The organism is Acidithiobacillus acidisediminis (genome assembly GCF_023277115.1).
GTDB lineage: Bacteria > Pseudomonadota > Gammaproteobacteria > Acidithiobacillales > Acidithiobacillaceae > Igneacidithiobacillus > Igneacidithiobacillus acidisediminis.
Map to the genome: position 1 here is coordinate 199,422 of NZ_JALQCS010000001.1, position 22,853 is coordinate 222,274.

At 59.6% G+C, this 22,853-nt stretch carries 19 protein-coding genes and 1 riboswitch; of the genes, 8 read left to right on the forward strand and 11 right to left on the reverse strand.

Annotation, left to right across the window (positions count from 1 at the left end; all coding sequences use genetic code 11):
* Position 1: 1 nt before the first annotated feature.
* The 10 genes from M5D89_RS01075 to M5D89_RS01120 form a co-directional block, all read right to left on the reverse strand.
* The gene (locus M5D89_RS01075; protein WP_248883891.1) at positions 2 to 535 is read right to left on the reverse strand and encodes a hypothetical protein; all 534 of its coding nucleotides are present in this window, start codon (positions 533 to 535) and stop codon (positions 2 to 4) included.
* 20 nt (positions 536 to 555) lie between these two features.
* On the reverse strand, positions 556 to 1,965 hold the full coding sequence (locus M5D89_RS01080) for a hypothetical protein (protein ID WP_248883892.1): 1,410 nt from the start codon (positions 1,963 to 1,965) through the stop codon (positions 556 to 558).
* Entirely contained in the window at positions 1,962 to 3,611 is a 1,650-nt protein-coding gene (locus tag M5D89_RS01085) for a tetratricopeptide repeat protein (RefSeq protein ID WP_248883893.1), read from the reverse strand. The genes M5D89_RS01080 and M5D89_RS01085 overlap by 4 nt, the downstream gene beginning before the upstream one ends.
* Complete coding sequence (locus M5D89_RS01090) at positions 3,608 to 4,459, reverse strand: hypothetical protein (RefSeq protein ID WP_248883894.1); 852 nt, start codon at positions 4,457 to 4,459, stop codon at positions 3,608 to 3,610. The genes M5D89_RS01085 and M5D89_RS01090 overlap by 4 nt, the downstream gene beginning before the upstream one ends.
* Positions 4,437 to 7,199 (reverse strand): bifunctional glycoside hydrolase/polysaccharide deacetylase family protein, encoded by a 2,763-nt coding sequence (locus tag M5D89_RS01095; RefSeq protein WP_248883895.1) that lies wholly within the window; start codon positions 7,197 to 7,199, stop codon positions 4,437 to 4,439. Before M5D89_RS01095 ends, M5D89_RS01090 begins: the two co-directional genes overlap by 23 nt.
* Before the next feature lie 126 nt (positions 7,200 to 7,325).
* The gene (locus tag M5D89_RS01100) at positions 7,326 to 8,186 is read right to left on the reverse strand and encodes a phosphoribulokinase (RefSeq protein ID WP_248883896.1); all 861 of its coding nucleotides are present in this window, start codon (positions 8,184 to 8,186) and stop codon (positions 7,326 to 7,328) included.
* A 91-nt stretch (positions 8,187 to 8,277) separates the two neighbouring features.
* Positions 8,278 to 9,105, reverse strand: coding sequence for a methylenetetrahydrofolate reductase [NAD(P)H] (gene metF / locus M5D89_RS01105; RefSeq protein ID WP_283102935.1), 828 nt, complete (start codon positions 9,103 to 9,105; stop codon positions 8,278 to 8,280).
* On the reverse strand, positions 9,105 to 10,511 hold the full coding sequence (gene ahcY / locus M5D89_RS01110) for an adenosylhomocysteinase (RefSeq protein ID WP_248883898.1): 1,407 nt from the start codon (positions 10,509 to 10,511) through the stop codon (positions 9,105 to 9,107). The genes metF and ahcY overlap by 1 nt, the downstream gene beginning before the upstream one ends.
* Before the next feature lie 17 nt (positions 10,512 to 10,528).
* Positions 10,529 to 10,609: riboswitch (S-adenosyl-L-homocysteine riboswitch) on the reverse strand.
* A gap of 10 nt (positions 10,610 to 10,619) precedes the next feature.
* Positions 10,620 to 11,789: a methionine adenosyltransferase gene (metK, locus tag M5D89_RS01115; RefSeq protein WP_248883899.1), complete on the reverse strand. Its 1,170-nt coding sequence runs from the start codon at positions 11,787 to 11,789 to the stop codon at positions 10,620 to 10,622.
* A 112-nt stretch (positions 11,790 to 11,901) separates the two neighbouring features.
* Positions 11,902 to 12,510 carry an outer membrane beta-barrel protein gene (locus tag M5D89_RS01120; protein WP_248883900.1) on the reverse strand — a complete coding sequence of 203 codons (609 nt, stop codon included), beginning with the start codon at positions 12,508 to 12,510 and terminating at the stop codon, positions 11,902 to 11,904.
* A gap of 91 nt (positions 12,511 to 12,601) precedes the next feature.
* Between M5D89_RS01120 and M5D89_RS01125 the strand changes: the two genes are divergently transcribed.
* On the forward strand, positions 12,602 to 13,546 hold the full coding sequence (locus M5D89_RS01125; RefSeq protein WP_248883901.1) for a carbohydrate kinase family protein: 945 nt from the start codon (positions 12,602 to 12,604) through the stop codon (positions 13,544 to 13,546).
* A 2-nt stretch (positions 13,547 to 13,548) separates the two neighbouring features.
* Here the strand turns inward: M5D89_RS01125 and M5D89_RS01130 are convergent, their stop codons facing one another.
* Positions 13,549 to 13,935: a rhodanese-like domain-containing protein gene (locus M5D89_RS01130; RefSeq protein ID WP_248883902.1), complete on the reverse strand. Its 387-nt coding sequence runs from the start codon at positions 13,933 to 13,935 to the stop codon at positions 13,549 to 13,551.
* A gap of 133 nt (positions 13,936 to 14,068) precedes the next feature.
* Between M5D89_RS01130 and M5D89_RS01135 the strand changes: the two genes are divergently transcribed.
* The 7 genes from M5D89_RS01135 to clpS all read left to right on the forward strand — a co-directional run bounded on the left by M5D89_RS01135 (position 14,069) and on the right by clpS (position 22,850).
* Positions 14,069 to 16,579, forward strand: a complete 2,511-nt coding sequence (locus M5D89_RS01135) for a glycogen/starch/alpha-glucan phosphorylase (protein WP_248883903.1) — start codon at positions 14,069 to 14,071, stop codon at positions 16,577 to 16,579.
* 39 nt (positions 16,580 to 16,618) lie between these two features.
* Positions 16,619 to 18,148 (forward strand): 2,3-bisphosphoglycerate-independent phosphoglycerate mutase, encoded by a 1,530-nt coding sequence (gpmI, locus tag M5D89_RS01140; RefSeq protein WP_248883904.1) that lies wholly within the window; start codon positions 16,619 to 16,621, stop codon positions 18,146 to 18,148.
* A complete protein-coding gene (locus M5D89_RS01145) occupies positions 18,145 to 19,578 on the forward strand; it encodes a murein hydrolase activator EnvC family protein (protein WP_248883905.1) in 1,434 nt (477 codons plus the stop codon). Before gpmI ends, M5D89_RS01145 begins: the two co-directional genes overlap by 4 nt.
* A gap of 22 nt (positions 19,579 to 19,600) precedes the next feature.
* Positions 19,601 to 21,010 carry a S41 family peptidase gene (locus tag M5D89_RS01150; RefSeq protein WP_248883906.1) on the forward strand — a complete coding sequence of 470 codons (1,410 nt, stop codon included), beginning with the start codon at positions 19,601 to 19,603 and terminating at the stop codon, positions 21,008 to 21,010.
* Positions 21,011 to 21,031: 21 nt separating this feature from the next.
* Positions 21,032 to 21,604 (forward strand): DJ-1 family glyoxalase III, encoded by a 573-nt coding sequence (locus M5D89_RS01155; RefSeq protein ID WP_248883907.1) that lies wholly within the window; start codon positions 21,032 to 21,034, stop codon positions 21,602 to 21,604.
* A gap of 49 nt (positions 21,605 to 21,653) precedes the next feature.
* A complete protein-coding gene (locus M5D89_RS01160) occupies positions 21,654 to 22,430 on the forward strand; it encodes a peptidylprolyl isomerase (protein ID WP_248883908.1) in 777 nt (258 codons plus the stop codon).
* Between the two features lie 111 nt (positions 22,431 to 22,541).
* Complete coding sequence (gene clpS, locus M5D89_RS01165) at positions 22,542 to 22,850, forward strand: ATP-dependent Clp protease adapter ClpS (RefSeq protein ID WP_248883909.1); 309 nt, start codon at positions 22,542 to 22,544, stop codon at positions 22,848 to 22,850.
* Positions 22,851 to 22,853: the final 3 nt, after the last annotated feature.

Consider the following 22,853-nt stretch of genomic DNA (forward strand, 5'->3'; position numbering starts at 1 on the left):
ATCAGGAGAATGCGCGACCGAGAAGCCGTTGAATCAGACGTTGTGCGACACCGCCGGTGCCACCCCGCCCCAGACTCCCGCCGTGCGCACTCCCCACCCCGCTCCAGATCACCTTACCGCTCGCCACGTCCACGACCCAGAGCGTCATCGCAACTTCCGGCTCGGCATTGATGCCGGCACGGTAGTCCCATTCATCGACGCTGCCGGCAACGGCATAGCGCGCTCCCTCGTCCCGTGCAGTGCGCAGGGCGCTGGCATATTCCTGCTTCCAATCGCCCCCAAGCAAGGCCTCTGTGCGGGTGCTGATCGGCAGTTCACCCCGCACTTGCCGGCCTTCACTTTGCAAGACTCCTGCCGCCATCGCCGCGGCACGCGCGTTGGCCATCGGGGTCTCGGTATTGTTCACAAAGGGCAGGACGGCCCAGGCAGCGTCGCGATTGGCAGCGACCGGCTTGGCACTTTGGATGTTCATGCCGGCACAACCAGACAGTAAGAGGGCAAGCCCCGCAAAAAACAGGATGTTGCGCCAGTTCATATCATTTCCTCCTGAAGCACTCAAAAATAATAGCGATAACCAATCCGAACAATCCGTTGGTTGAGGGCGAGGCCGTTTCCTCCCTGCCCCTGGGCAAAACCAATCCGCAGCCGATCGGGTCCGAATACTGCCGTGCTCAACCCCGCATCCAGTTGATATTGCGGTCCAAAACGGGTGTTTTCATAGACGCTTAGGGAGAGATACGGGCTCCAGTTGCTCGCCAGGGCATCTTGCCAGGCTCCCCATTGTAGGCGCAGCCCGAGATCCCCATAGCTCCCTGGCAACACCGTATTGATGCTGCGGGCATCGGGTTGCAGCGCATCTGCAATCACCCCCTGTAACTGATCAACGCGAGTCAGATGATGATAATCGGCGAAAGGCCCTAGCTGTAGCTCCCACGGACCGAGAGGGTGGCGCCAGAGCAAGGAGATCTCTCCATAGCCGTCGCTTCCCAGCGCTTTGCCGTCCTGCCCCTGATATTGCCGCCAACCCGCGCCGATATTGCCTAGCCAGGACCCCAATCGTTGCGCCCACTGGAAATCTGCGCGATCGACCATCCCCGCCACAGCCAGGGCCGGGCTTTGCAGGCTCCGATCATGATAGGCGAAAGTGGCGGCAAGCTCGCCACTATCTGACGCCTGCCAAACGAGAGTGGCATTGGCACTGAGATTATCCCGCGTTCTGCGATAGCTCCCCACCAAGGCCTCTATCTGCCAGCGCGGATCCTGCCAACGCACACCCACAAGACTGCGGCTGCTCCAGGCGGGCGTGTGCAACAACTGTGAACTCGCATTCGCGGACTGCCGCAACGCATCGCCATCAAAAACCAGACTCCAGCGATCATCCCACGCAATCCGTCCGCGCAAACGAGGGCCATACAAGCTCAAGCCATTAAAGCTTTGCCAATGCCCAGCCAAATCGACATAGCTGGCCGACTCCCGAACCGCCTGCAGATACTGCCGTCGCAGTTGGCGATCATAGGGATTGTGCTGCATCGCCGCCAAAGCATCCTGGCGCGCTTGCCGGTACCGCCCGAGGTCCATTTCTGCCTGCATCCGATCACGCACGGGCAGACCCTGCGGGTGGCGGAGGATACGAGCCAGCGTAGCAGAATCATGCGCGTGCAGGGCAAGGCTCAAACGCGCCCAGCGCGGCGTCGGCTTTGGATTGTCGGCAATCAGCACTTGCGCTAAGCCCCAATACCCTCGGGACAAGGCCCAGGAAATTGCGGGCAGATAATCTCCGCGGCGTGCCGCCGCAAGTAAGACGGAGCGCGTGGTATTGCCATCAAGCGGCGCTGAAGCGAGGGAATCGGCCAAGGTATGCAGAGGATCGTCACGCAGAACACCTTGCGTACCTTCCCCCCACGCAATGACAGTGTAAAAAGAGAGGCCTGCAACTATGAACAGCGAAAGGTTTTTTGCTTTCATGGCCGGGCATCACCCTGCTGCAGGGCCAGAAAACTTTGTTGTGCCGCCTGCCGACGAAGCGTCCAGGCCAAGCCCGGCTGACCAACGCTATCCCAAAGAGATGCCGCGTTGAGCAACCGTCTCTCCGGCTGTCCATCCGCATGGGGGGGCATGGTTGCTGCCAAGTGCAGGGCTTCACGATGGCGCCCCAGACGCTCCAGGGCGTTCAGCACCACATCGCGCATACCTGGAGATGGTCGGGCGATGTTATCCACCAAGAGGGCCCGCAGGGTTCGCACCTGACCACTATCGATGAGCATCCACAAGAGATTATTTGCCGCTACACTATCCTCTGGATTGCGGTGCAGCGCCTGCGCATAGGCAAAGCCAGCGAGGGCATAATGGCTCCGCGCATTGGCCCACTGCCCCATGGCCAGCCAGTAGGCGGGATAGTTTTTTACCCCATCGGGATCCTTTTTCTCGACAGCATGCAAGAGATCGCCCAGGGTATCCCAATGTTTGGCCTCTGCCGCGTAGTACAGACCCTCAAAATAGAATAGCGGCAGACGATAGCGTTGCCAGCCACGAAGCGCGACCGCGAGAGCGGCTTCGGGATTTTCCTTCCCACTCAGGACGACCAGGCGCTGTAAATCATATTGGCTGGCGGCACCAAGCAGATACAGGGTCTTTTCGGCCTGGAAGGCAACGGCATTGTCGTGCAGCTCCCAGGCCAGTACGGCGTAAAGCCGCCAAAACGGAACATCCTCCAGGGTTGCTTGCTGCCGAACCCGCTCCAACGCAGCAAAGGCCAAGCGATAGTTCCCCTGCATGGACAGGAGATGCGCCTCATCGATAGCCACGGACGGATTCGAGCCATACAGGGCAGCACTGCGCTGTAGGGCATGCAGACTGGTCTCGATATCCCCCATCTGGTAACTGAGATAGGCCTTTTGGGTGAGCAAATAGTGACGCCGCCCAAAATGCTGGAGCGCAAAGTCCAGAGCCTGGAGCGCGCGCCCCGGTTCGCCAAGCTCGCCGTAGGCGAAGATCAGCGCCTTCCACTGTTCATCGCTAAGTGGCTGTGCATGCGCCAAGGGTGCGAGCATGGCAATGACCACATCCGGCCTGGACAGGGTGAGCGCCAAAGATACTGCTTTCTTTTGTGCGCTCGCATCTCCATGTTCTGCCAGCCAGTGCAGTTGCCGCAGCACTTCCTCGCGCTGCCCCAGCCATCCTGCAACTTCGATCAGTCGTTGCCGCCATACCAGATCATCAGGTCGCTGTTGCACCGCGGTGTACGCCAGTCGGTAGGCCTCTGCCAAATCATGGCTCTGCAGAAAAACACGGTAAGCGAGTTCATACACCTTGGTCGAGTATCTGCCAGGGTAAGGTTCTACCTGCAAGGGCGGACTGTACCAGGACGGTGATACCCCTCCTTGATCCAGATAACTCATCCCCTTGCCACTTTTTTGGCTAGCCATGAGATCGGCAGCAAAGGTGTTTGCATCCTCTTTTTCCGCCAGATATTTTTGGCGCCACTGCGCATCATCAGACGCCAGACTGCCCGGCGCCTTCCACCACTCGTTGGGCAACCCGCTAGCGCGGGCAGATAGTGTCGACGAGATGAGCAGGAGCCCAAGGAATATCCAGCCGGCCCGTGCCCTCATGGTGTCTGCTCCGCCGGCGCAGCGCGCAGTAGCTCCCGATGCAACCACCGCGCGGCAAGCTGCGGATGATCATTCGCCAAGGCCAGCTTGGACATCACCAGCACGACCTGCGAGTCCTGCCACAGGGCGGGTAACTTCTGTAAGGTTGCCTGTCCAGAGCGTAGTGCGACACGCGCGCCTGCGCCCCCCTCTAGCCAAACAATGCCACGCAGAAAAAAAGTCTTCTGTTGCGCTTCCTCTGCGCTTTCCTCGGCCAGTTGCAGGAGGATCTGCCCACCCTGTGCCGCCTTGTCGCCCGCCGCATACGCGCGCGCGGCAGCCAGGAGATCTGATGCTCGCTGCGACGGTTGCCTTTTTGCCGCTTCTGACCAGGCCTCGGCGCTCAGTTCATAGGCACCCAAGGCAAAGGCATCTTGTGCGAAACCACGCCACTGCTGCGCCGACCAAGAGCCCAAAGCGAACAATGCTGCTAGCTGCGGGCGCAAGGCCAACATTGCCGTCCGGCGCGCCGATGAATGGGGGGGAAAGGCTAGTGTTCGGGTTTTGGCGATCTGCCACTGCAGCAGGCACGCCCGACGATACAAGGGCCCTTGCGGATCCCCCAAGATTGGCGCAATTTGCCGTTCTGCCGCCGCATACTGACCACTACGTAACATCAGCTCGGCACTCTCCAGTTGTGCCCGGGCATCCGCAGAAGACTCCTGAAAGGCAATGCGCCCGTGCCAGCCATACTGCCAAGCGACACCCGCCAACACCGCCAACACAATCAGCACAAAAAGCAGCAGGCTAGCCGGACGCAAGAGCCGCGTCTGGCCACCAGCAGCGTCACGCTCCGGGACAGCGGACATCGACGCGAAGATGCTCTGCACTACTCTGCACCTGCGAGGAGGCAGACACTGGCCTTCCGTTTAGCTGCAGTTGGCAACCTTGGATGTTGGCCAAGTGCATCTGGACCGGCACAAAACCATCCAACTGCGCGGTGAAACCGTCGGCATTCTCCTGAAAAGCGCTAATTGGTGCATTTGCGCTGACGATATAGGGTTTTTGCGGAATTTTGGGCTGCAAAGCCAAATATACGGAGTTTTTTCCGTCCATGTGTACATAATAGGCACCGTTCGGCGTATCGTTGTATCCAGCAATGCCAGAACTGGCTGCCAGGTCTGGATAACCCAATTTTTTTGGCATCCGCAATTCCCGCAAACTCGTCGCACCGCCAATCCAGAAACCGTCGCCTTGCCGTGCCACATGAACGGTAAAGAAGTTATTGGCAATGTGGCCATAGTCTGCCACGTAAATTGGCGTAATCGATTGTTTCAACACCCAATCATAGACCTTTTCCAAGGCGGAGAGGGAGGCCTGCTTGGTCGCCGAATACCAGTGCGTATAGATGTCGATGGGCTTCAAACGATGTGGCTTGTCGGTCATCTCGAAGGTCTGAATGACATTGACGAAGCCCCAGAATGGCCCATGCCACTGATTGGTAAAATAATCTTCGTTCGCGTCCGGGGCGAAGACCTGCAGCCACTTGCCGCGGAAAATACCAATCGGGGGTACCGCGGTGATACTGGAATCTTTCTTGCTGATATAGCTGTCACCACCGTTGATATTCATCAGGCCTGCACTGTAGGCCAGCCCGACCACCTCTGCATCGGGATCGCAATCCCCCGACCATTGGTCGATCACGACTTTTTTGTCTGCGGGAGCCAAGTGCTTGTCGATCCATTCGGCGGCACCTACGGCCTCCATATAGGGGCTGAATTTGTATCCGGGAACTGGGAGATTGATCCCTGGAAAATCCTTCCCCGCCTCTATCGCGGGCCAATTGAAGGGATGCGACCACATGTGCGAGCCAATCTCGACATAGGGCAAGCGAAAAATTTCCCGCGCCACCTTGGTGCCCAAGGGGGCGAGTGCCGGATACAGGCCCCGATCCCCCTGTAACAAATCTCCAACGATGACGGAGCCGGTAAACGGTAAGCGATATTTTTCCAGGATCCGGTGCATGTAGACTTCACCGGCAATATGGTAGGGCGGGAATTGCGCCCGGCTGACGAAACCATCGCCGTCGGTATGGGCCATGAACAGGCGACGTCCGCTCTCGGTCGTGGTATCGGGCACCGGCATCGACGGCAGGCGCAGGGCCTCCCGGTACAACGCAAAAGGGTCCACCAGCCAGCGCGTGTCTTTGTTCGGCAAGGTCGTGAGCACATAGGGAGACAAAACATAGCCGCCCCAAGGGGTAATGGCCGCTGCCGCTTCCTGCGCACCTGCAGCTCCTCGCACCTGTAACCAGACTTTGCTTCCCGACGGGGCATCAGTCGTCAGGAAATCGCGCGTACTCGCCTGAATAGGCATCTCATAATTCATTTCCTTGCTGGCATTCTCGATTTGGGCAGAAGCCTCCGTTGCCGAGCGTGGCCGAGACATGTCTAACGCCTGATACAGGCCGGCATCGAGATCATCCTGAAAATCGCCCAGCAATAGGATGGGGATTCCCGCCTTTTTGGCCTCGCGCAACCAGTGCGAGAGGCCGGCGACATCATCGATGGGGTCCCCGTCACTCCAGAAGACAACGCCGGCATATTCCCCTGCATGCACCGCTTTGGGAAGGCCCTCCGAGAGGCGACGAAACTCCGGAATATAGCCCAGGTACTCGAGGGGCATCGCGCCATTGGCAAACGCCGTGCTGTATTCCTCTGGTCCCGCACTGTTGTACAGGATCAACACATGCCGCGGCATGGGCTCGCGCGCGCCGGCGCCCACCGCAGTGAGTTCGGCATTGGTCACATAAGGGATGAAGCCCAGCGCGCGAATCTTCTGCGCGTCTTCCCACCAGCCCTGACGATTGAGTTGTGTTGGCATATAGTCAATGACCATGGCGGGCAGACCATAGGACTGGGCTTGGTGCAACTGGGCGATCAGCGCCTGACGATTTGCCTCCGACACCTGTCGATAGCTGTGGGTAGCCTGATCCCACTCGCGAAACAACGATTCCGCCAGCACTGCCACCAGGTCCTGGTGAATCTTGGGCAGCACAGAAAATCCGCGATTGGCGATAAGTTCGGCCTGCGGGTGTGCTGCCTTGATGGCGGCAATGAGGTCCACCAGACCACACTCCTGCGCTTGGCGCGCGGCCCCTTGGGTCACCGCCTCGTAGGAGTCCAGGGTATCCAGAAAGAAGCCGTGGTAGCCTTCCGCCCAGATGGGATCGATGACCTTGTGGAGCAGATAATCACGACACTGCGGCTGCGCCAGATCGATGATCTTTCCGCCCCAGGCCGAATTGCGTCCGAGCACACAGGAAGCCGGGAGATCCGCGTACGCACTATTGCCGGGCGTGCTTTCCCCGATACTGACATAGGAAAAGACCTTCTGTTGCGGAGCAAAATCCCTCGGCAAACGCTGCGCACCGGGGTTAACGACGACCCAATCAAAATCTTGGAAACCAGAAGGCGCGGCACCATCGCCATAGTAAAAACCGACACTGGGCGACAAGGCAGCCTGTGCTGATGCTCCACAAGCAAAAATAAGCAGCAGAGCTGCGGCTACAAGCGCATGCACGGCCTGCCAAAAATAGTTCAAGCGCATTCCTTTCCCTTTGTATTAGCGAAAACTAGCACAAGCGACAATTCTCTCGCAACCATTTTGATCCGCCTATAAAAAAGCCGAGGACTAGGCCTCGGCTCGAATGCGCAAAGCAGGCACGCAGCGGTTTCAGCGCTCCGACAACATGCGCTCGATGCGGGGTCCGAGGATCAATTCCATGGCGTATCCCATCTTGACGCCAGGCACGACGATACTGTTTTTCCGCGACATGAAACTTCCAGGAATCATTTGCAGCAGATAGGGAAAGTTCTCCTCCCGATGATCGCTGAAGCGGATCACCACCATACTTTCGTCTGGAGTCGGAATATCCCGCGCAATAAAGGGATTGGAGGTATCCACCATCGGTACGCGCTGGAAGTTGATGTGGGTGCGACTGAACTGTGGCGTGATGTGGTGGATGTAATCGGGCATCCGTCGCAGGATGGTATCGACGATTGCCTCTGCCGAATAGCCGCGCTGGGCATTGTCACGATGGATCTTCTGGATCCACTCCAAATTGACCACCGGTACCACACCCACCAGCAAATCTACGTAATTGGCAACGTCATGCTCTTCCGTCTTTACGCCACCATGCAGACCCTCGTAAAAGAGCAGGTCGGTGCCCGACGGAATCTCCTGCCACGGGGTGAACGTGCCGGGCGCACTGCCACGCAGTTCGGCCTCGGCCTCATCATGCACGTAATAGCGCATCTTGCCGGTACCGGTCTCACCGTATTGACGAAATAAGGCCTCCAAGGCGCCAAAATCATTCCCTTCCGGGCCAAAGTGGCTGATGGTCTTCCCTTCTGCTGCAGCCTTGGCAATAGCTTCCCGCATCTCCACCCGGTTGTAGCGATGAAAGCTATCCCCCTCAATCACTACCGGGTTGACGTCCAGGCGGTGAAAGACATCGTGAAAGGCGTGCTTAACAGTAGTGGTGCCGGCACCGGATGACCCGGTCACCGCAATGACGGGATGCTTCTTGGACATGGAAGTAACTCCTTAAAGGACAAAAAAAGATCAGGCGCCGCCGCAGCCCACCGAATTTAGTGGGGAGTGTATATCAGCGCGCCGGAATCGCTCAAATACCCAAGCCCTGCGCAATGGCAAGGGTGGCATCCGCCTGATTCAGGGTATAGAAATGCAAACCGGGCGCCCCTTCCCGGAGTAAGAGCTTGCATTGCCGCGTAAGAAACTCGGCAGCCAATGCCTGTTGTGAGCGCGGATCATCCGCATAGGCCTCGAACTGCATGCGCAGATAGCGTGGAATCTCCGCTCCACACTGCGCAGAAAAACGCGCAATTTGCTCATAATTATGGATGGGCATGACACCGACCACGATCGGCACCGTGATCCCCCGCCGCGCCAAGGCATCACGCAGCTGCAGGTATGCATCAGGATTATAGAAATATTGAGTGATGAGGGTATCGACGCCAGCCTCGACCTTGGCCACCAGATAGTCGAGGTCACGACGCGCATCCTGCGCCTGCGGATGGACTTCGGGGTAGGCCGAGGCCACGATCTCAAAGCCGCCGAAGTCGCGAATAAAGGCGACCAGGTCGCTGGCATGGCGAAAAAAGCCGGGGTTTTCCATGCCAGCGGGGAGATCACCGCGCAGCGCCACGATACGGCGCACGCCCCAGTCGCGATAGCGCTGCAGCAGCTCGCGAATCCCCGCCTCGGTGGAACCAATGCAGGTGAGGTGAGGAACCGCCTCATATCCCACTTGCTGCTGTATCAGGCGCACCGTGGCCAGGGTACGCTCCTGCGTCGAGCCCCCGGCTCCATAGGTAACCGAGGCGTAGGCAGGGCGGAGGGCAGCCAGAGCAGCCATCGCTTCCTGCAGACGCTCCTCCCCGGCGGGATTCTTCGGTGGAAAAAATTCCACCGAGATCTCAGGCGTGTTCATCAGTAGCGATAGGCGTCGTTCTTGAACGGACCATCAACCGCCACGCCCAAGTACTCCGCTTGCTCCGTGGTCAGCTGGGTGATTACCCCGGCGAACCCTTCCACCATATAACGCGCTACCTCTTCATCCAATTGCTTGGGCAGTACGTCAACACGAATGGCCTGAGCCTTATCCGCCGCCGGCAGCTTAGCGAACTGCTCTCGGTACAGGTGGATCTGCGCCAGGACCTGATTGGCAAAGGAGCCATCCATGATACGGCTGGGGTGACCCGTCGCATTGCCCAGATTCACCAGACGCCCCTCGGAGAGCAGGATCAGATAGTCATTACTGGCCGGATCGATCTTGCCACCGGCACGCGTGTCTCGGTACACCTTGTGCACCTGCGCTTTCACCTCTTCCCAGGCCCAGTTCGCACGCAGGTAAGCGGTATCGATTTCGTTATCGAAATGGCCGATATTGCATACCACTGCCCCCGGCTTCAGAGCTGCGAGCATGCGGCTGTTACAGACATTGTAATTGCCCGTGGCCGTTACCAGCAGATCCGTCTGCGCCAGCAGATCGCGGTGGATACAGGCCTCTGTGCCATCGTCGATGCCGTTGATGTAGGGCGAGACCACTTCATAACCGTCCATGCACGCCTGCATCGCGCAGATCGGGTCGATCTCGGTAACCCGCACGATCATGCCTTCCTGGCGTAGGGAGGCAGCCGAACCCTTGCCCACATCCCCGTAACCCAGGACCAAGGCCCGTTTGCCCGACAGCAAATGATCCGTAGCCCGTTTGATGGCATCATTGAGGGAGTGGCGGCAACCGTACTTGTTGTCGTTCTTGCTCTTGGTCACCGAGTCGTTGACGTTGATGGCCGGGATCTTGAGGCTGCCGTCCTTGAGCATTTCCCAGAGACGATGCACGCCGGTGGTGGTCTCCTCCGACACGCCATGGATATCGCTCAGCAACTGCGGATACTTTTCGTGCAAGAGGCCGGTGAGATCTCCGCCATCATCCAGGATCATGTTGGGTTTCCAGCCTCCCGGCCCGGAGATGGTCTGTTCCACACACCACCAATACTCCTCTTCCGTCTCGCCCTTCCAAGCAAAGACCGGAATGCCCGCCGCCGCAATCGCCGCGGCTGCCTGGTCCTGGGTCGAGAAGATATTGCAAGACGACCAACGCACCTGCGCCCCCAGGGCAATCAGGGTCTCGATGAGCACGGCGGTCTGGATGGTCATGTGGATACAGCCGGCGATACGCGCACCCTGGAGTGGTTGCTCGGCGCGATATTTTTCCCGGATGCGCATCAAGGCCGGCATCTCGGTTTCGGCAATCCGAATTTCCTGTCGGCCCCAATTGGCTAGGGACAGGTCGGCAACTTTGTAATCAGCTTGATCTTGCAACACGGCATTCATCGGGGTTCGACTCCTGTGAAAGTCGAGCGCGGTTGAAGCGACAACCCAGGCCCGAGCCTGACCGCCAGACCGCGACGGCTGCAGCGCCCCTCGGGCTGGGTCAAAGACTCAATTCAAGCCAGCGGCGGCACGCAGGGCAGCAGCGCGATCGGTACGTTCCCAGGTAAACTCGGGCTCTTCCCGACCAAAATGGCCATAGGCTGCGGTCTTGCCATAGATGGGCCGCAACAGATCGAGCATCTGGATGATGCCCTTGGGGCGCAGATCAAACTGCTCGCGCACGATCGCGGCAATTCGATCATCGGCGATGGTGCCTGTGCCGAAGGTATCGACCATCAGACTCACCGGCTGCGAGACCCCAATGGCGTAGGCCACCTGCACCTCGCAGCGTTTAGCCAGACCTGCGGCCACAATGTTTTTGGCGACATAGCGTCCCGCGTAGGAAGAAGAGCGATCAACCTTGGAAGGATCCTTGCCCGAGAAAGCGCCGCCACCATGACTGCCTTGACCGCCGTAGGTATCGACGATGATCTTGCGCCCGGTCAGACCGCAATCGCCCACCGGCCCCCCAATCACGAAACGGCCCGTCGGATTGATGAAATAATTCGTCCCCTTGTGCAACATTTCCGGCGGCAGGACTGGCTTGATGATTTCTTCCCGCACGGCCTCCACGAGATCGGCATGACGCACGTCCGGGCTATGCTGCGTCGACAGCACCACGGCATCGATTGCCACCGGGCGGCCATCCTCGTAGCGCACCGTAACCTGACTCTTGGCGTCGGGGCGCAACCAGGGCAAACGTCCATCTTTCCGCACCAGGGCCTGCCGTTCGGTCAGGCGATGGGCAAAGTAGATCGGTGTGGGCATCAACACGTCGGTTTCATCGCAGGCGAAGCCAAACATCAGCCCCTGATCCCCCGCGCCCTGATCGAGATCCAACCCCTTCCCTTCATCCACCCCCTGGGCAATATCCGGCGACTGCTTGTCGAGGGTCTGGACCACGGCACAGGATGCCCAGTCAAAACCCATTTCCGAGGAGTCATAGCCGATCCGACGTACCGTCTGCCGCGCCACGTCGGCATAGTCGACCTGCGCCGTGGTGGTGATTTCGCCGGCGAGCACGATCAGGCCCGTGGTGATCAAGGTCTCCGCCGCTACGCGGCCATGTGGGTCCTGCGCCAGAATCGCGTCGAGTATGGCATCAGAGATCTGGTCTGCGACCTTGTCCGGATGGCCTTCGGAAACAGATTCAGAGGTGAACAAATGGGTATGGGACATGCGGAGGGCTCCTCGGCTGCATGAGCGATAGGATCGCGAAAATCCCAATCAATATAGCAGAGGGAAAAGCACTACGAAAATGAAAGGCGCTCATTGCGAGCGCAAAAAGCCTTCAAGAACCAGATCGCGTCGGCGCAATGATGGGAAAGACATGCTGCTTTTCACTGCCGCCCCAATAATAGGAAATGCCGCCGGTGACCTGCACATTGTTCAGGGCACCCCCCTGCGGCCGCGGGGTATCGAGGAGGAGCTGATCCTGCACGCCCAAACGCAGACCAAAATGCGCGCCGATCTGCTGCTCGTAGCCCAGCCCGAAAATCGCCATGGGTGAGGTACCCCGCCCCAACTGTGCATTCAGGACATCACTGGAGGCGCCAAGCCCCAACGAAAGGTACGGCGAGGAGGAGCCAGAAAAGGCGTAGTAATTACCGATGAGCGAGCCACTGTATTGATTCGCACTGGTCTTGCCCTGATCCTGCAAATGCGCGAAGGCGGAAGCGATCTGTGCCTCGATGCCCAGGTGCTGACCCAGCCGCTGCCCGAGCCGCAAACCCACGGAGCCACCCCCAGCCAGAGAACTATCCGGCCCAAAGAAGGTATTGCCGCCAAAAAGGTTGACGTAGGGCTGCTCGCTGGCCGCAACTGCCTGCATGGGGATGCCAAGCAACCCAGCGATCAGCAGCAACGGTAAGATCCCACGCCCCATCACGATTCGCACCACCTAGCGACTCTGTCGTACAATGGCTACATTGTAGACCAGATTCGTGCAAATTACCACTCTTAACCGTTGCAAAAAATCAACAGGAGCATCCATGCCAACCATCATCTGCGGTTCCCTCGCCTTTGACACCATCATGGTGTTTCAGGACCGTTTCAAGGAGCATATTCTCCCCGACCGCGTACATATGTTGAATGTCTCTTTCACGGTCCCGGAGATGCGCCGCGACTTCGGCGGCTGCGCAGGGAACATTGCCTATAATCTGAAATTACTGGATGGCAACCCCCTGATTGTAGGCACCGTGGGGCAGGACTTTGCACCCTATGCCCAGCACCTACAGGATCTGGGGATCGCCCAGACGCACATCGCCACCCTGGCAGATCAGTACACCGCGCAAGCCTTCATCACTACCGACCTCGACGACAATCAGATTACCGCTTTTCACCCCGGCGCGATGATGCGGGCGGGTGAAAATCGCCTGGCGGGGCACATTCCTGCCGACAGTCGCTGGGCCATCGTCGCCCCGGATGGTCTCGACGCCATGCGGCATCACCTCGCCGACCTGCATGCTGCCGGGGTACAGACTATTTTCGATCCCGGACAGGCCCTGCCCCTCTTCGATGGCGAGACCCTGCGCCAGATGATCGACGCGGCCGACTACCTGAGCGTCAATGATTACGAGTGCGGGATGGTACAATCGCGTACCGGTTGGGACCTGGCGGCTTTACGCCAAAAGCTCAAGGCCCTGATTGTCACGCAGGGGGAACAAGGCTCGCGCATCTACCTGGGCGAGGAAGAAGTGGTCATCCCTGCCGCCAAACCCGTCGCCGTAATCGATCCAACCGGCTGTGGTGACGCCTACCGGGCCGGTCTGCTCTATGGTCTCGAACGCGGTCTGCCCTGGGCAACGAGTGGTCGTATCGCCGCTCTGCTGGGGGCCTATAAGATCGAGGTCGCGGGCACCCAGAATCATCGCTTCACTCCAGCCGAGTTTGCCCAGCGCTACCGCGACAATTTTGGCGCGCCGCTCGCCCTGTAAGCTTAGGAAATGATGGGCTTATCTTCTGCCTCCCAGACCACCATGCCACCGGCAAGGCTGTAGACCTGGGTAAAGCCCATCTGTAACAGGGTGAGCGCGGCAAAGGCCGAGCGCGTGCCACTGTCACAGTAGAGCAGCACGCGCCGCTCCTGCGCTCGCGAGAGCTCCGGGTGCGCCTTGCCGTACGCACGGTCTGCCAGGGCCTCGAGATGGCCCCGCGGCACGTGATGGGCGCCGGGCAGGCGCGCCTTGTGAAAATCCTCGGCTTCGCGTACGTCCACGATCAACACCTCCTCGCCGGCGTCGAGCCAGCCCTCGACCGTGTCGCAGTCCACCTCCGCAATCTCTGCCCGCGCCTCCCGAATGAAGTCTGCCAGGGTCTTTGCCATCCGCTTCTCCCGAACCAATCCGTGCAGGCCATAGCTTGGCGATCGGCCGCAAAAAAGCAAGCCGGATAGGCCTTCTCAAGCCCATAAAAAGGTTCTATGATCAAAGAGCGTCTTCTCCGCAGAGGAATCCGCCATGAACCGGAAACGCAGCAAAAACAGTGAATGTATCCTGCCCGACCTGGCCATGGACGGCGAGGGTCTGTGCCGGGACACGCAGCACTATCTCTTCCGCACTTTGGGGGTGCCAAGCGCTGCACCCCAGTCAGAGAGCGTTTCCGGCAGCGTCTATACTGCTCTCGGTATGGCCCTGCGCGACCGTTTGGTGGAGCGTTGGAACCGAACCGAAGAAAAACGCTTGGCTACCCAAGGGAAACGCGCGTTCTATCTCTCCCTGGAGTTTTTACTCGGACGCAGCCTGCACAACACCCTGCTCAATCTCGAGCTGGAAGAGGTCGCGCAGAGTGCCCTGAGCGAGCAGGGCTGGGAACTGGCGGAGCTCGCCGAGAAGGAGGCCGACGCCGGTCTCGGCAATGGCGGCCTCGGCCGCCTTGCCGCCTGCTTTCTCGATAGCTGCGCCAGTCTCGCCCTACCGGTGACGGGCTATGGCATCCGCTACGCCTATGGCATGTTTCGTCAGGAAATTCGTGCCGGCGAGCAAGTCGAAGAGCCCGATCACTGGCTCAAAAATGGTTATCCCTGGGAATTGAAACGCCCACATCGTGTGCGTCATATCCCCTACGGCGGGCATACGGAGAGCTATGTCGACACCGCCGGAAGACAGCGCTTCCGCTGGGTGGGTACCCACGACGTCCTCGCTGTGCCCTACGACATTCCCATCCCCGGTTACGCCAACGGCGTCGTCAACACCCTTCGCCTCTGGCGCGCCGCAGCCACCGATGTCTTCGACCTGGGGGAATTCAATGCGGGCGCCTATCCCGAGGCCGTAGCGGCGAAAAATGCCGCCGAACACATCAGTATGGTCCTCTATCCCAACGACAGTAGCGAGAACGGCAAGGAATTGCGCCTACGCCAGCAATATTTCCTCGCCTCCGCCAGTCTGCAGGACGTGTTGGCGGACTGGGTAGATCTGCATGGCGAGGATTTTTCCGATTTTGCCGCGCAACACGTCTTTCAGCTCAACGACACTCATCCGAGCATCTCCGTTGCCGAACTGATGCGCCTATTGCTCGACGAGCATGGTCTGGACTGGGATGCCGCCTGGGCGATCACCAGCAACACCATGGCCTATACTAACCACACGCTGTTGCCCGAAGCACTGGAGCGCTGGCCGCTGCGCCTTTTTCGTCAGTTGCTGCCGCGCGTCCTGGAGATCATTTACGAGATCAACGCCCGCTTCCTGCGCGAAGTGGCGCGCAAGAACCCGGGCGATAGTGCCCTGCTGAGCCGCGTATCGGTGATCGAAGAAGGCCCGGAACCCATGGTACGCATGGCCAATCTGGCCGTGGTCGGCAGCTTTTCCGTCAATGGCGTCGCCGCCTTGCATACCGAGCTCCTGCGCCGAGAACTGTTTCACGACTTTTCGCAACTCTGGCCTCAGCGCTTCAACAACAAGACCAATGGCGTTACCCCAAGGCGCTGGCTACAGTCTGCCAATCCTGAACTATGCAAGCTGATCAGCAGCAAGATCGGCACAGCCTGGCAGCAAGATCTGGCAGCACTGCAGGATCTGGCCCCCTTTGCCGACGACAGCCGCTTCCGCAAAAGCTGGGGCAAGATCCGCGCGGACAACAAGGAACGGCTGCTCGCGCTGATCGCCCGCCAGACCGGGGTGCAGATGATCCCAGGAGCCCTCCTCGACACCCAGGTCAAACGCATCCACGAATACAAGCGCCAATTGCTCAACGCCCTGCATGTGGTGCATCTCTACGATCGGATCAAGCGCGGGGATATTGCCGATTTCACCCCGCGCAACGTCCTCTTCGCCGGCAAGGCCGCGCCGGGATACTTCATGGCCAAGCGCATCATCCGCTTCATCAACGAAATTGCGCGTACCATCAATGGCGATCCCGACACCCAGGGGCTCCTACGCGTGGTTTTCCTCCCCGACTATCGCGTCTCTCTCATGGAAAAGATCTGTACCGGCACCGACCTGTCCGAACAGATCTCCACCGCGGGCAAGGAGGCCTCGGGTACCGGCAACATGAAATTCATGATGAACGGCGCCCTGACCATTGGCACTCTTGATGGCGCCAACATCGAAATCCGCGAAGCCGTCGGCGCCGAGCACTTTTTCCTGTTTGGCCTGAATGCCGAAGAGGTGGCACATTTACGCGCCCAGTATCAGCCGCAGCATTTCGTCGACGCCGATATGGACCTGGAGCGGGTCCTGCATCTGTTGCGCAGTGGCTATTTCAACCCTTACGACTTCGGTCTCTTCGATTGCCTCCTCGATGCCGTGCTGTCCCCCTACGACCCGTGGATGGTGCTCGCCGACTTCAGCAGCTACAAGCAAAAGCAGCAGGAGGTCGCGGAACTCTGGCGGGATCAGCAGGAGTGGCTGCGCTTCAGTATTCGCAATACCGCGGCCAGTGGCGTCTTTTCCAGTGACCGCACCATCCGTGAGTACAATGACGAGATCTGGCATTTGACTCCGCTGGTAGCGGCGGGCAGCAGTCTTGGCTAGAATCGGCGCTTGACCAAGCAAGCCTGGTAAAGGAGTTCTGTGAGCACAGCATCCGCCCGCCCCGTGGTACTACTCATTCTCGACGGCTGGGGATATCGGGAAGCGGCGGATGACAACGCCATCAGCTTGGCGCACACGCCGCACTGGGACAGCTGGTGGAAGAGCCATCCCCATACCCTCCTGCAGGCCTCGGAGGCCTCGGTCGGCTTGCCGCGTGGTCAGATGGGCAACAGTGAGGTCGGGCATATCAACATCGGTGCCGGACGGGTGGTTTATCAGGAATTTGAACGGATCAACCGGGCCATTGCTGACGGCAGCTTTTATGGGAACGCGGCCCTGGTGGAAGCCGTGGATGCGGCACAGGGGCGGGGCAAGGCCGTGCACATCCTCGGCCTGCTCTCTCCCGGTGGGGTGCATTCGCACGAAGATCATCTGATCGCCGCTTTGCATATGGCGCGGGAGCGTGGTGCGGAACGGGTCTATGTGCATGCTTTTCTCGATGGCCGCGATACCGCACCACGCTCGGCGGCAGCCTCCCTGGCCAAGATCGAGGCGGCGCTGACCGAAGAGGGGGGACGCCTGGCCACCGTCATCGGGCGCTACTATGCCATGGATCGAGACCACCGCTGGGACCGGGTGCAGCAGGCCTATGACTTAATCACCCAGGGCTGCGGCAGCGAGTACCCCAGTGCGGAGGCCGCACTGGAAGCCGCTTATGCTAGCGTCGAGAGCGATGAGTTCATCCCCCCCTGCCGCATTGGGTCGCCGGTTCGCGTCGAGGATGGGGACAGCATCCTCTTTCTGAATTTCCGCTCTGATCGCGCCCGACAGATCACCCGCGCCTTCGTTGAGCCGGACTTCAGCGGGTTTCCGCGCAGCGTCATACCCAAACTCGCCGCCTTCGTCACCCTGACGGAATACAGCGAGCAATTTCCGGTCAGCGTGGCCTATCCGCCCACCCGCCTACGCAACACCTTCGGCGAATGGGTTTCCCGCTTCGGTCTGCGCCAGCTGCGGATTGCAGAAACAGAAAAATATGCCCATGTCACCTTCTTCTTCAATGGCGGGGAAGAGCAGGTATTCGAGGGCGAGGATCGCATCCTCGTCCCCTCACCGGCGGTTGCCACCTATGACCTGCAACCGGAGATGAGTGTGCGGGATCTTACCGAGCAATTGGTGAGTGCCATTCAGGCCGGACGTTACGATGTCATCATCTGCAACATCGCCAATCCCGACATGGTTGGCCATAGCGGCAAACTCGCTGCCGCCAAGGCCGCGGTTGAGGCGGTGGATCAAGCCCTCGGTCGCATCGTGCCGGCCGTGCGGGCACAGGGTGGCGAAGTGCTGATCACGGCCGACCACGGCAATGTCGAGCAAATGCTCGACCCCGAGACGGGTCAGGCGCACACTGCACATACCTGCAATCCCGTTCCTCTGCTGTATATTGGCCGTTCGGGTCGTCTGCAGGAAAGTGGCGCCCTGGAAGACCTGGCCCCGACGCTGTTGCAGCTCCTGGGCCTGCCCAAGGCTCCTGAGATGGGCGGAAAAAGTCTGCTCGAGAACGCGTGAAATACCTCTCTCCTTCCACTATCCTGCTGACCGGTACATGCTGTTTCCTGGGCGCAATGTCCGCCCAGGCGAGCAATTTACCGCAAAAGATTCACGAGAGTAAGGCACGCCTGGAGTCTATCCATCAGAGCGTGGCGAACCTGCAGGCGCAATTGCAGAAAAAGCAGAAATCACAATCTGAGCTACGCGCGGAAATCCATCAACTCGACGTCAAGATCCAGGCCACCCAAGCTCAGCTCACCAAGATTCAAGGTCAACGGCAGAAAACACGGCAAGAAATTCAGACCCTGCAGACACAAATCAACCAGCTGCAACAAGACTTGTTGCAGCAGAAGGAAATTCTCGCAGATCAGTTACGTGCGGCTTATATGCTCGGTGGGGAGACACCGTTGGCGGTATGGCTGCAAACCGAGAAGCCGGCAGAAATTGGCCGACTCAGCGTGTACTATCAGGCCTTGGCCAAGGCGCGCCTGGACCTGATCAGCAAGACCCAGGTCACGAGCAACAAAATCAGCCAGACGCAGGGGCAGAAAAAACAGCAGGAAGCCCAGCTCACCCACTTGGCAACCCTGACCCAAGCCCAGGAGAAGACCCTGCAGGGGCAACGTGCCCAGCATGCCAAGCTGGAGGAACAACTGGTGCAGCGCATTGCCGCCGACCAGGCAAAGATTGCCAACCTGGAGGCCAACGCCAATATTCTCAATGGCTTGGTCAATCGTTTATCGACGGAGTATGCCCAGCAAGTCGCTGCCGAAAAGGCGGCGGCTGCGCGCCGCGCGGCAGAGGCACGCAAACGGGCCGCAGAACGCTTGGCCGCCGAGCGGGCGGCAGCGGCTCGGGCGGCGGCGGAGCGGCGTGCTGCCGCCCGAGCCGCTGCGCAGCAGCGGGCCGAACTTGCGGCCAAAGCCGCCGCCGAGCAAAGACGTGCGGAGCAACTACAAAAGGAAATTCACCAGGAGGCGGTACCCCCACCGACTCCCGTTCAAGCACCCCAGATTGCCGAGCTGAAACCGACGGCCCCCAGCACGCCACCAGCCAGCAGCACCGTGGGGCAGGGGAGTTTCCCGCGGCCGGTCAGCGCGCCGATCCAACACCTCTTCGGAACACCTCGTATGGATGGTGGTCCGAACTGGCAAGGGATCACCTTTGCCGCCGCACCGGGCACGCCAGTGCATGCCATCGCCCCGGGGATGGTGCTCTATGCAGGACCACTACGCGGCTATGGCGAGATCGTCATCGTTCAGCAGGCAGATCTGGTTCTTGCCATCTATGGGCATCTCGCCAAACCTGCTGTGCAGGTCGGACAAAAGTTACAGACCGGAAGCCTGGTGGGCAGCGTGGGTAGCGGCGGCGAAATGAATGCAGACGGTCTGTATCTCGAAATCCGCAGCCACGGACACCCCGTCAACCCCTTGCATTTCCTTCGTTGAGCATCCATCTCGTGGAGCCCGCATGACCAGCCGCATCCTACAAATTTGCCTGCCCCTTGTCGCCATCACGGTCTTCAGCCTTGCGAGCCCAGCGGCCCATGCCGACAGTGCATCAGCAATTCCGCTCAAGGAAATCCAGACCTTCAGTCAGGTTTTCGCCCTAATCAAATCCGATTACGTCGATCCCAGCTCCGATAACACCCTGATGCAGGGGGCGATTGCGGGCATGGTGCACGCCCTCGATCCGCACTCTGCCTATCTCACGCCCAAAGAATGGAAGCAGATGCAGGTGTTTACGGATGGGCGTTTTGGTGGCGTGGGCATCGAGATCACCCCCGATCACGGACTGTTGCGGGTGGTGACCCCCATCGACGGCACCCCAGCGGCACAGGCGGGAATTCATGCTGGCGATCTGATCATTAAGATCAATGGCGAGGCCGTCGAGGGTCTGGGGCTGGAAAAGGCCATCGACAAGATGCGCGGCAAGCCGGGAAGCACGGTCCGGCTGACGCTGTTACGCCCGCATAATAGCGTCCCGCTGCAACTGACCCTCACCCGCGCCATCATCAAGGTGCAGAGTGTGCGTTATCAGATGATCGCCCCGGACTATGGCTATCTACGCGTCAGTCAGTTTCAGGACAATACCGGCAATGCAGTGCAGGCCGCCGTCAAACAGCTGGAGAGCGACGCTAACGGCAAACTGAAGGGCTTGATTCTCGATCTGCGCAACAATCCCGGCGGTGTACTCCAGGCGGGGGTGGAGACGGCAGACACCTTTCTGACCCATGGCTTGATCGTCTATACCAAGGGGCGGGCAGCGGAGAGCGAGATGCGTTTCCGCGCCCACGGACCCGATCTCCTCCACGGCGCCCCCCTGGTAGTCCTCATCAACGGCGGCACGGCCTCGGCGGCCGAGATCGTCACCGGCGCACTGAAGGACGACGAGCGCGCCTTGGTCGTAGGCAGCCGCAGCTTTGGCAAGGGATCCGTTCAATCCGTCATTCCCCTCGACAATGGCGGCGCCCTGAAGTTGACCACAGCGTTGTATTACACGCCTGCGGGGTGTTCCATCCAGGGGCAAGGGATCGTACCTAACGTCGCCATCGTGCCGCACAGCAGCGAGGAACAGCAAATCGATTCGGCCCTGCTGAAGGAGGCCGAGTTGCCAGGAGTCCTCAAGGCTGCGGATCCCTGTCAGAAAATTCAGCCACAGTACCGTATCCTGGAGCCCGCAGCGCCGGTCAGCAATGGCAAGGGCGGCACGCCCACAGAGGGACCCAACCTCGCCACCGACTTCGTGTTGCGCAAGGCGCTGGAAATCCTCGAGGGAAACCCAGTGGAGATCAACAAGAATGGGAAGACCGTAAAGACGACCATCCCGTTTCCGGTCTATAGGGATAAAAATGCGGCGGGCACGGTCAAAGCCGCGTAGGAATGGATGCAGGTACCGAACATGTCCGCAGCGCCCAGTGTAGTGATCCCCATCGCCGACGGTTGTGAAGAGATGGAGGCGGTGATTTGCGCCGACATCCTGCGCCGCGCCGGTGCCGATGTTTGCCTGGCCGGCATGGATGGCGCCGGGGTGGTGGTCGCTTCGCGCGGCGTGCGCTTGCTGCCCGATCAGGCCTGGGCGGAGCGCGCGCGGCAGCCCATGGATGTACTGCTCTTGCCCGGCGGAGCGGGTGGCGTAGAGCGCTTGCGCCAGTCCGACAGTCTGCGCGCCCTGCTGCGCGAACGCAGCGCGTCTGGACACCACGTGGCTGCCATCTGTGCCGCTCCCGCCTTGCTCGGCGAACTTGGGATCCTGCGTGGTAAACAGGTCACCAGCTATCCCGGCAGTCTCGCCCTGGATAGCCAGGAATACCAGTATCGCGAGGATCCCGTCGTCGTCGACGGGCAGCTCACCACTTCCCGGGGCCCCGGTACCGCCATCGATTTTGCGCTCCAGCTCGTCACCCAGCTTTTTGGTACGGAACGCCGGATGCAGGTGGAAGGAGCCTTGCAAAGACCGCCAGTTTACCTGTGATCTATCCCCATGGATAATGCTTCGTCTTAATCAAACTGAAGGAAAACTCATGAAACTTCGCGCAGTTGTTCTTGCCGGCATCGTCGGCGCTTTTTCCCTGCCAGTGTTTGCGGCACCTGCAGCTACGGTCAATGGTCATGCCATCGACAATAGTCAGGTCGAGGCAATCATGGACATGAGCCCCGATTTGGCGAAAGAGCCCAATGCCCGGGAACAGGTCGTCCAGAATCTGATCAACATGGAAGTGTTGTCGCAGTATGCCGACCAGCACGGTCTGGCGCAGTCAGCTGATGTCAAAGAGCGTCTGAGTTTGGCCAAGCGGCAGATTCTGGCCGATGCCGCCATTGAATCCTACGTGAAGTCCCATCCCGTGTCCCAGACCGACGTGCAGACCGCCTACAACAAGTTTGTCGCCGCAATGGGCAAAAAGGAATATGAAGTCCGCCATATTCTGGTCAAGAGTAAGGCCGAGGCCGACAAGATCCTCGCCGATCTCAAGTCTGGCCAGAAGTTCTCCAAACTGGCAGAGAAATACTCCATCGACAAGGGCAGTGCTGCCCATGGCGGGGAACTGGGCTGGATTGTGCCCGGTATGGTCGTACCACCCTTTGCGCAGGCCATCGAGACCGCCCCGATCGACAAGCCTGTAGGACCGGTACAGACGCAGTTTGGCTATCACATCATCGAAGTGCAGGCGACCCGTCCCGTGACACCGCCTTCCCTGAGCTCCATGCAGAGCCGGATCAAGGCACAGCTGCAGCAGCAGGAAGCGGCCAAGTTTGTCTCTGACCTGCGCAGCAAGGCCTCCATCAATATCACCAAGTAATTTGGCGCTTCTGGATGCCAGGGCCGAGGGGCTTGCTCCTCGGCCCTTTTCCTTGCCTAGTCCGCAGACTGGCGCCACAATGAAGGAAGAGAGTTTTGCAGGAGCCAGGGTGTGACGGCACGAAAACATTCCCAAGAACCGGTACTAGAGCGGCGCACGCAAGTGCGGGAACCGCATCTCTATCGCGTCTGCCTGTTGAATGATGATTTCACCCCCATGGACTACGTAGTTCGCATCCTCGAGGAATATTTTTACAAGAGTCATGAGGAGGCGGTTCAGATCATGATGGAGGTGCACCATCAGGGGAAGGGAGTATGTGGGGTCTACCCCTTTGATCTTGCGGAAACCAAAGTCACCCTGGTTACCGCCGATGCACGGCAGCACCAGCACCCCCTGCGCTGCACGATGGAAAAGGAGTGAGCG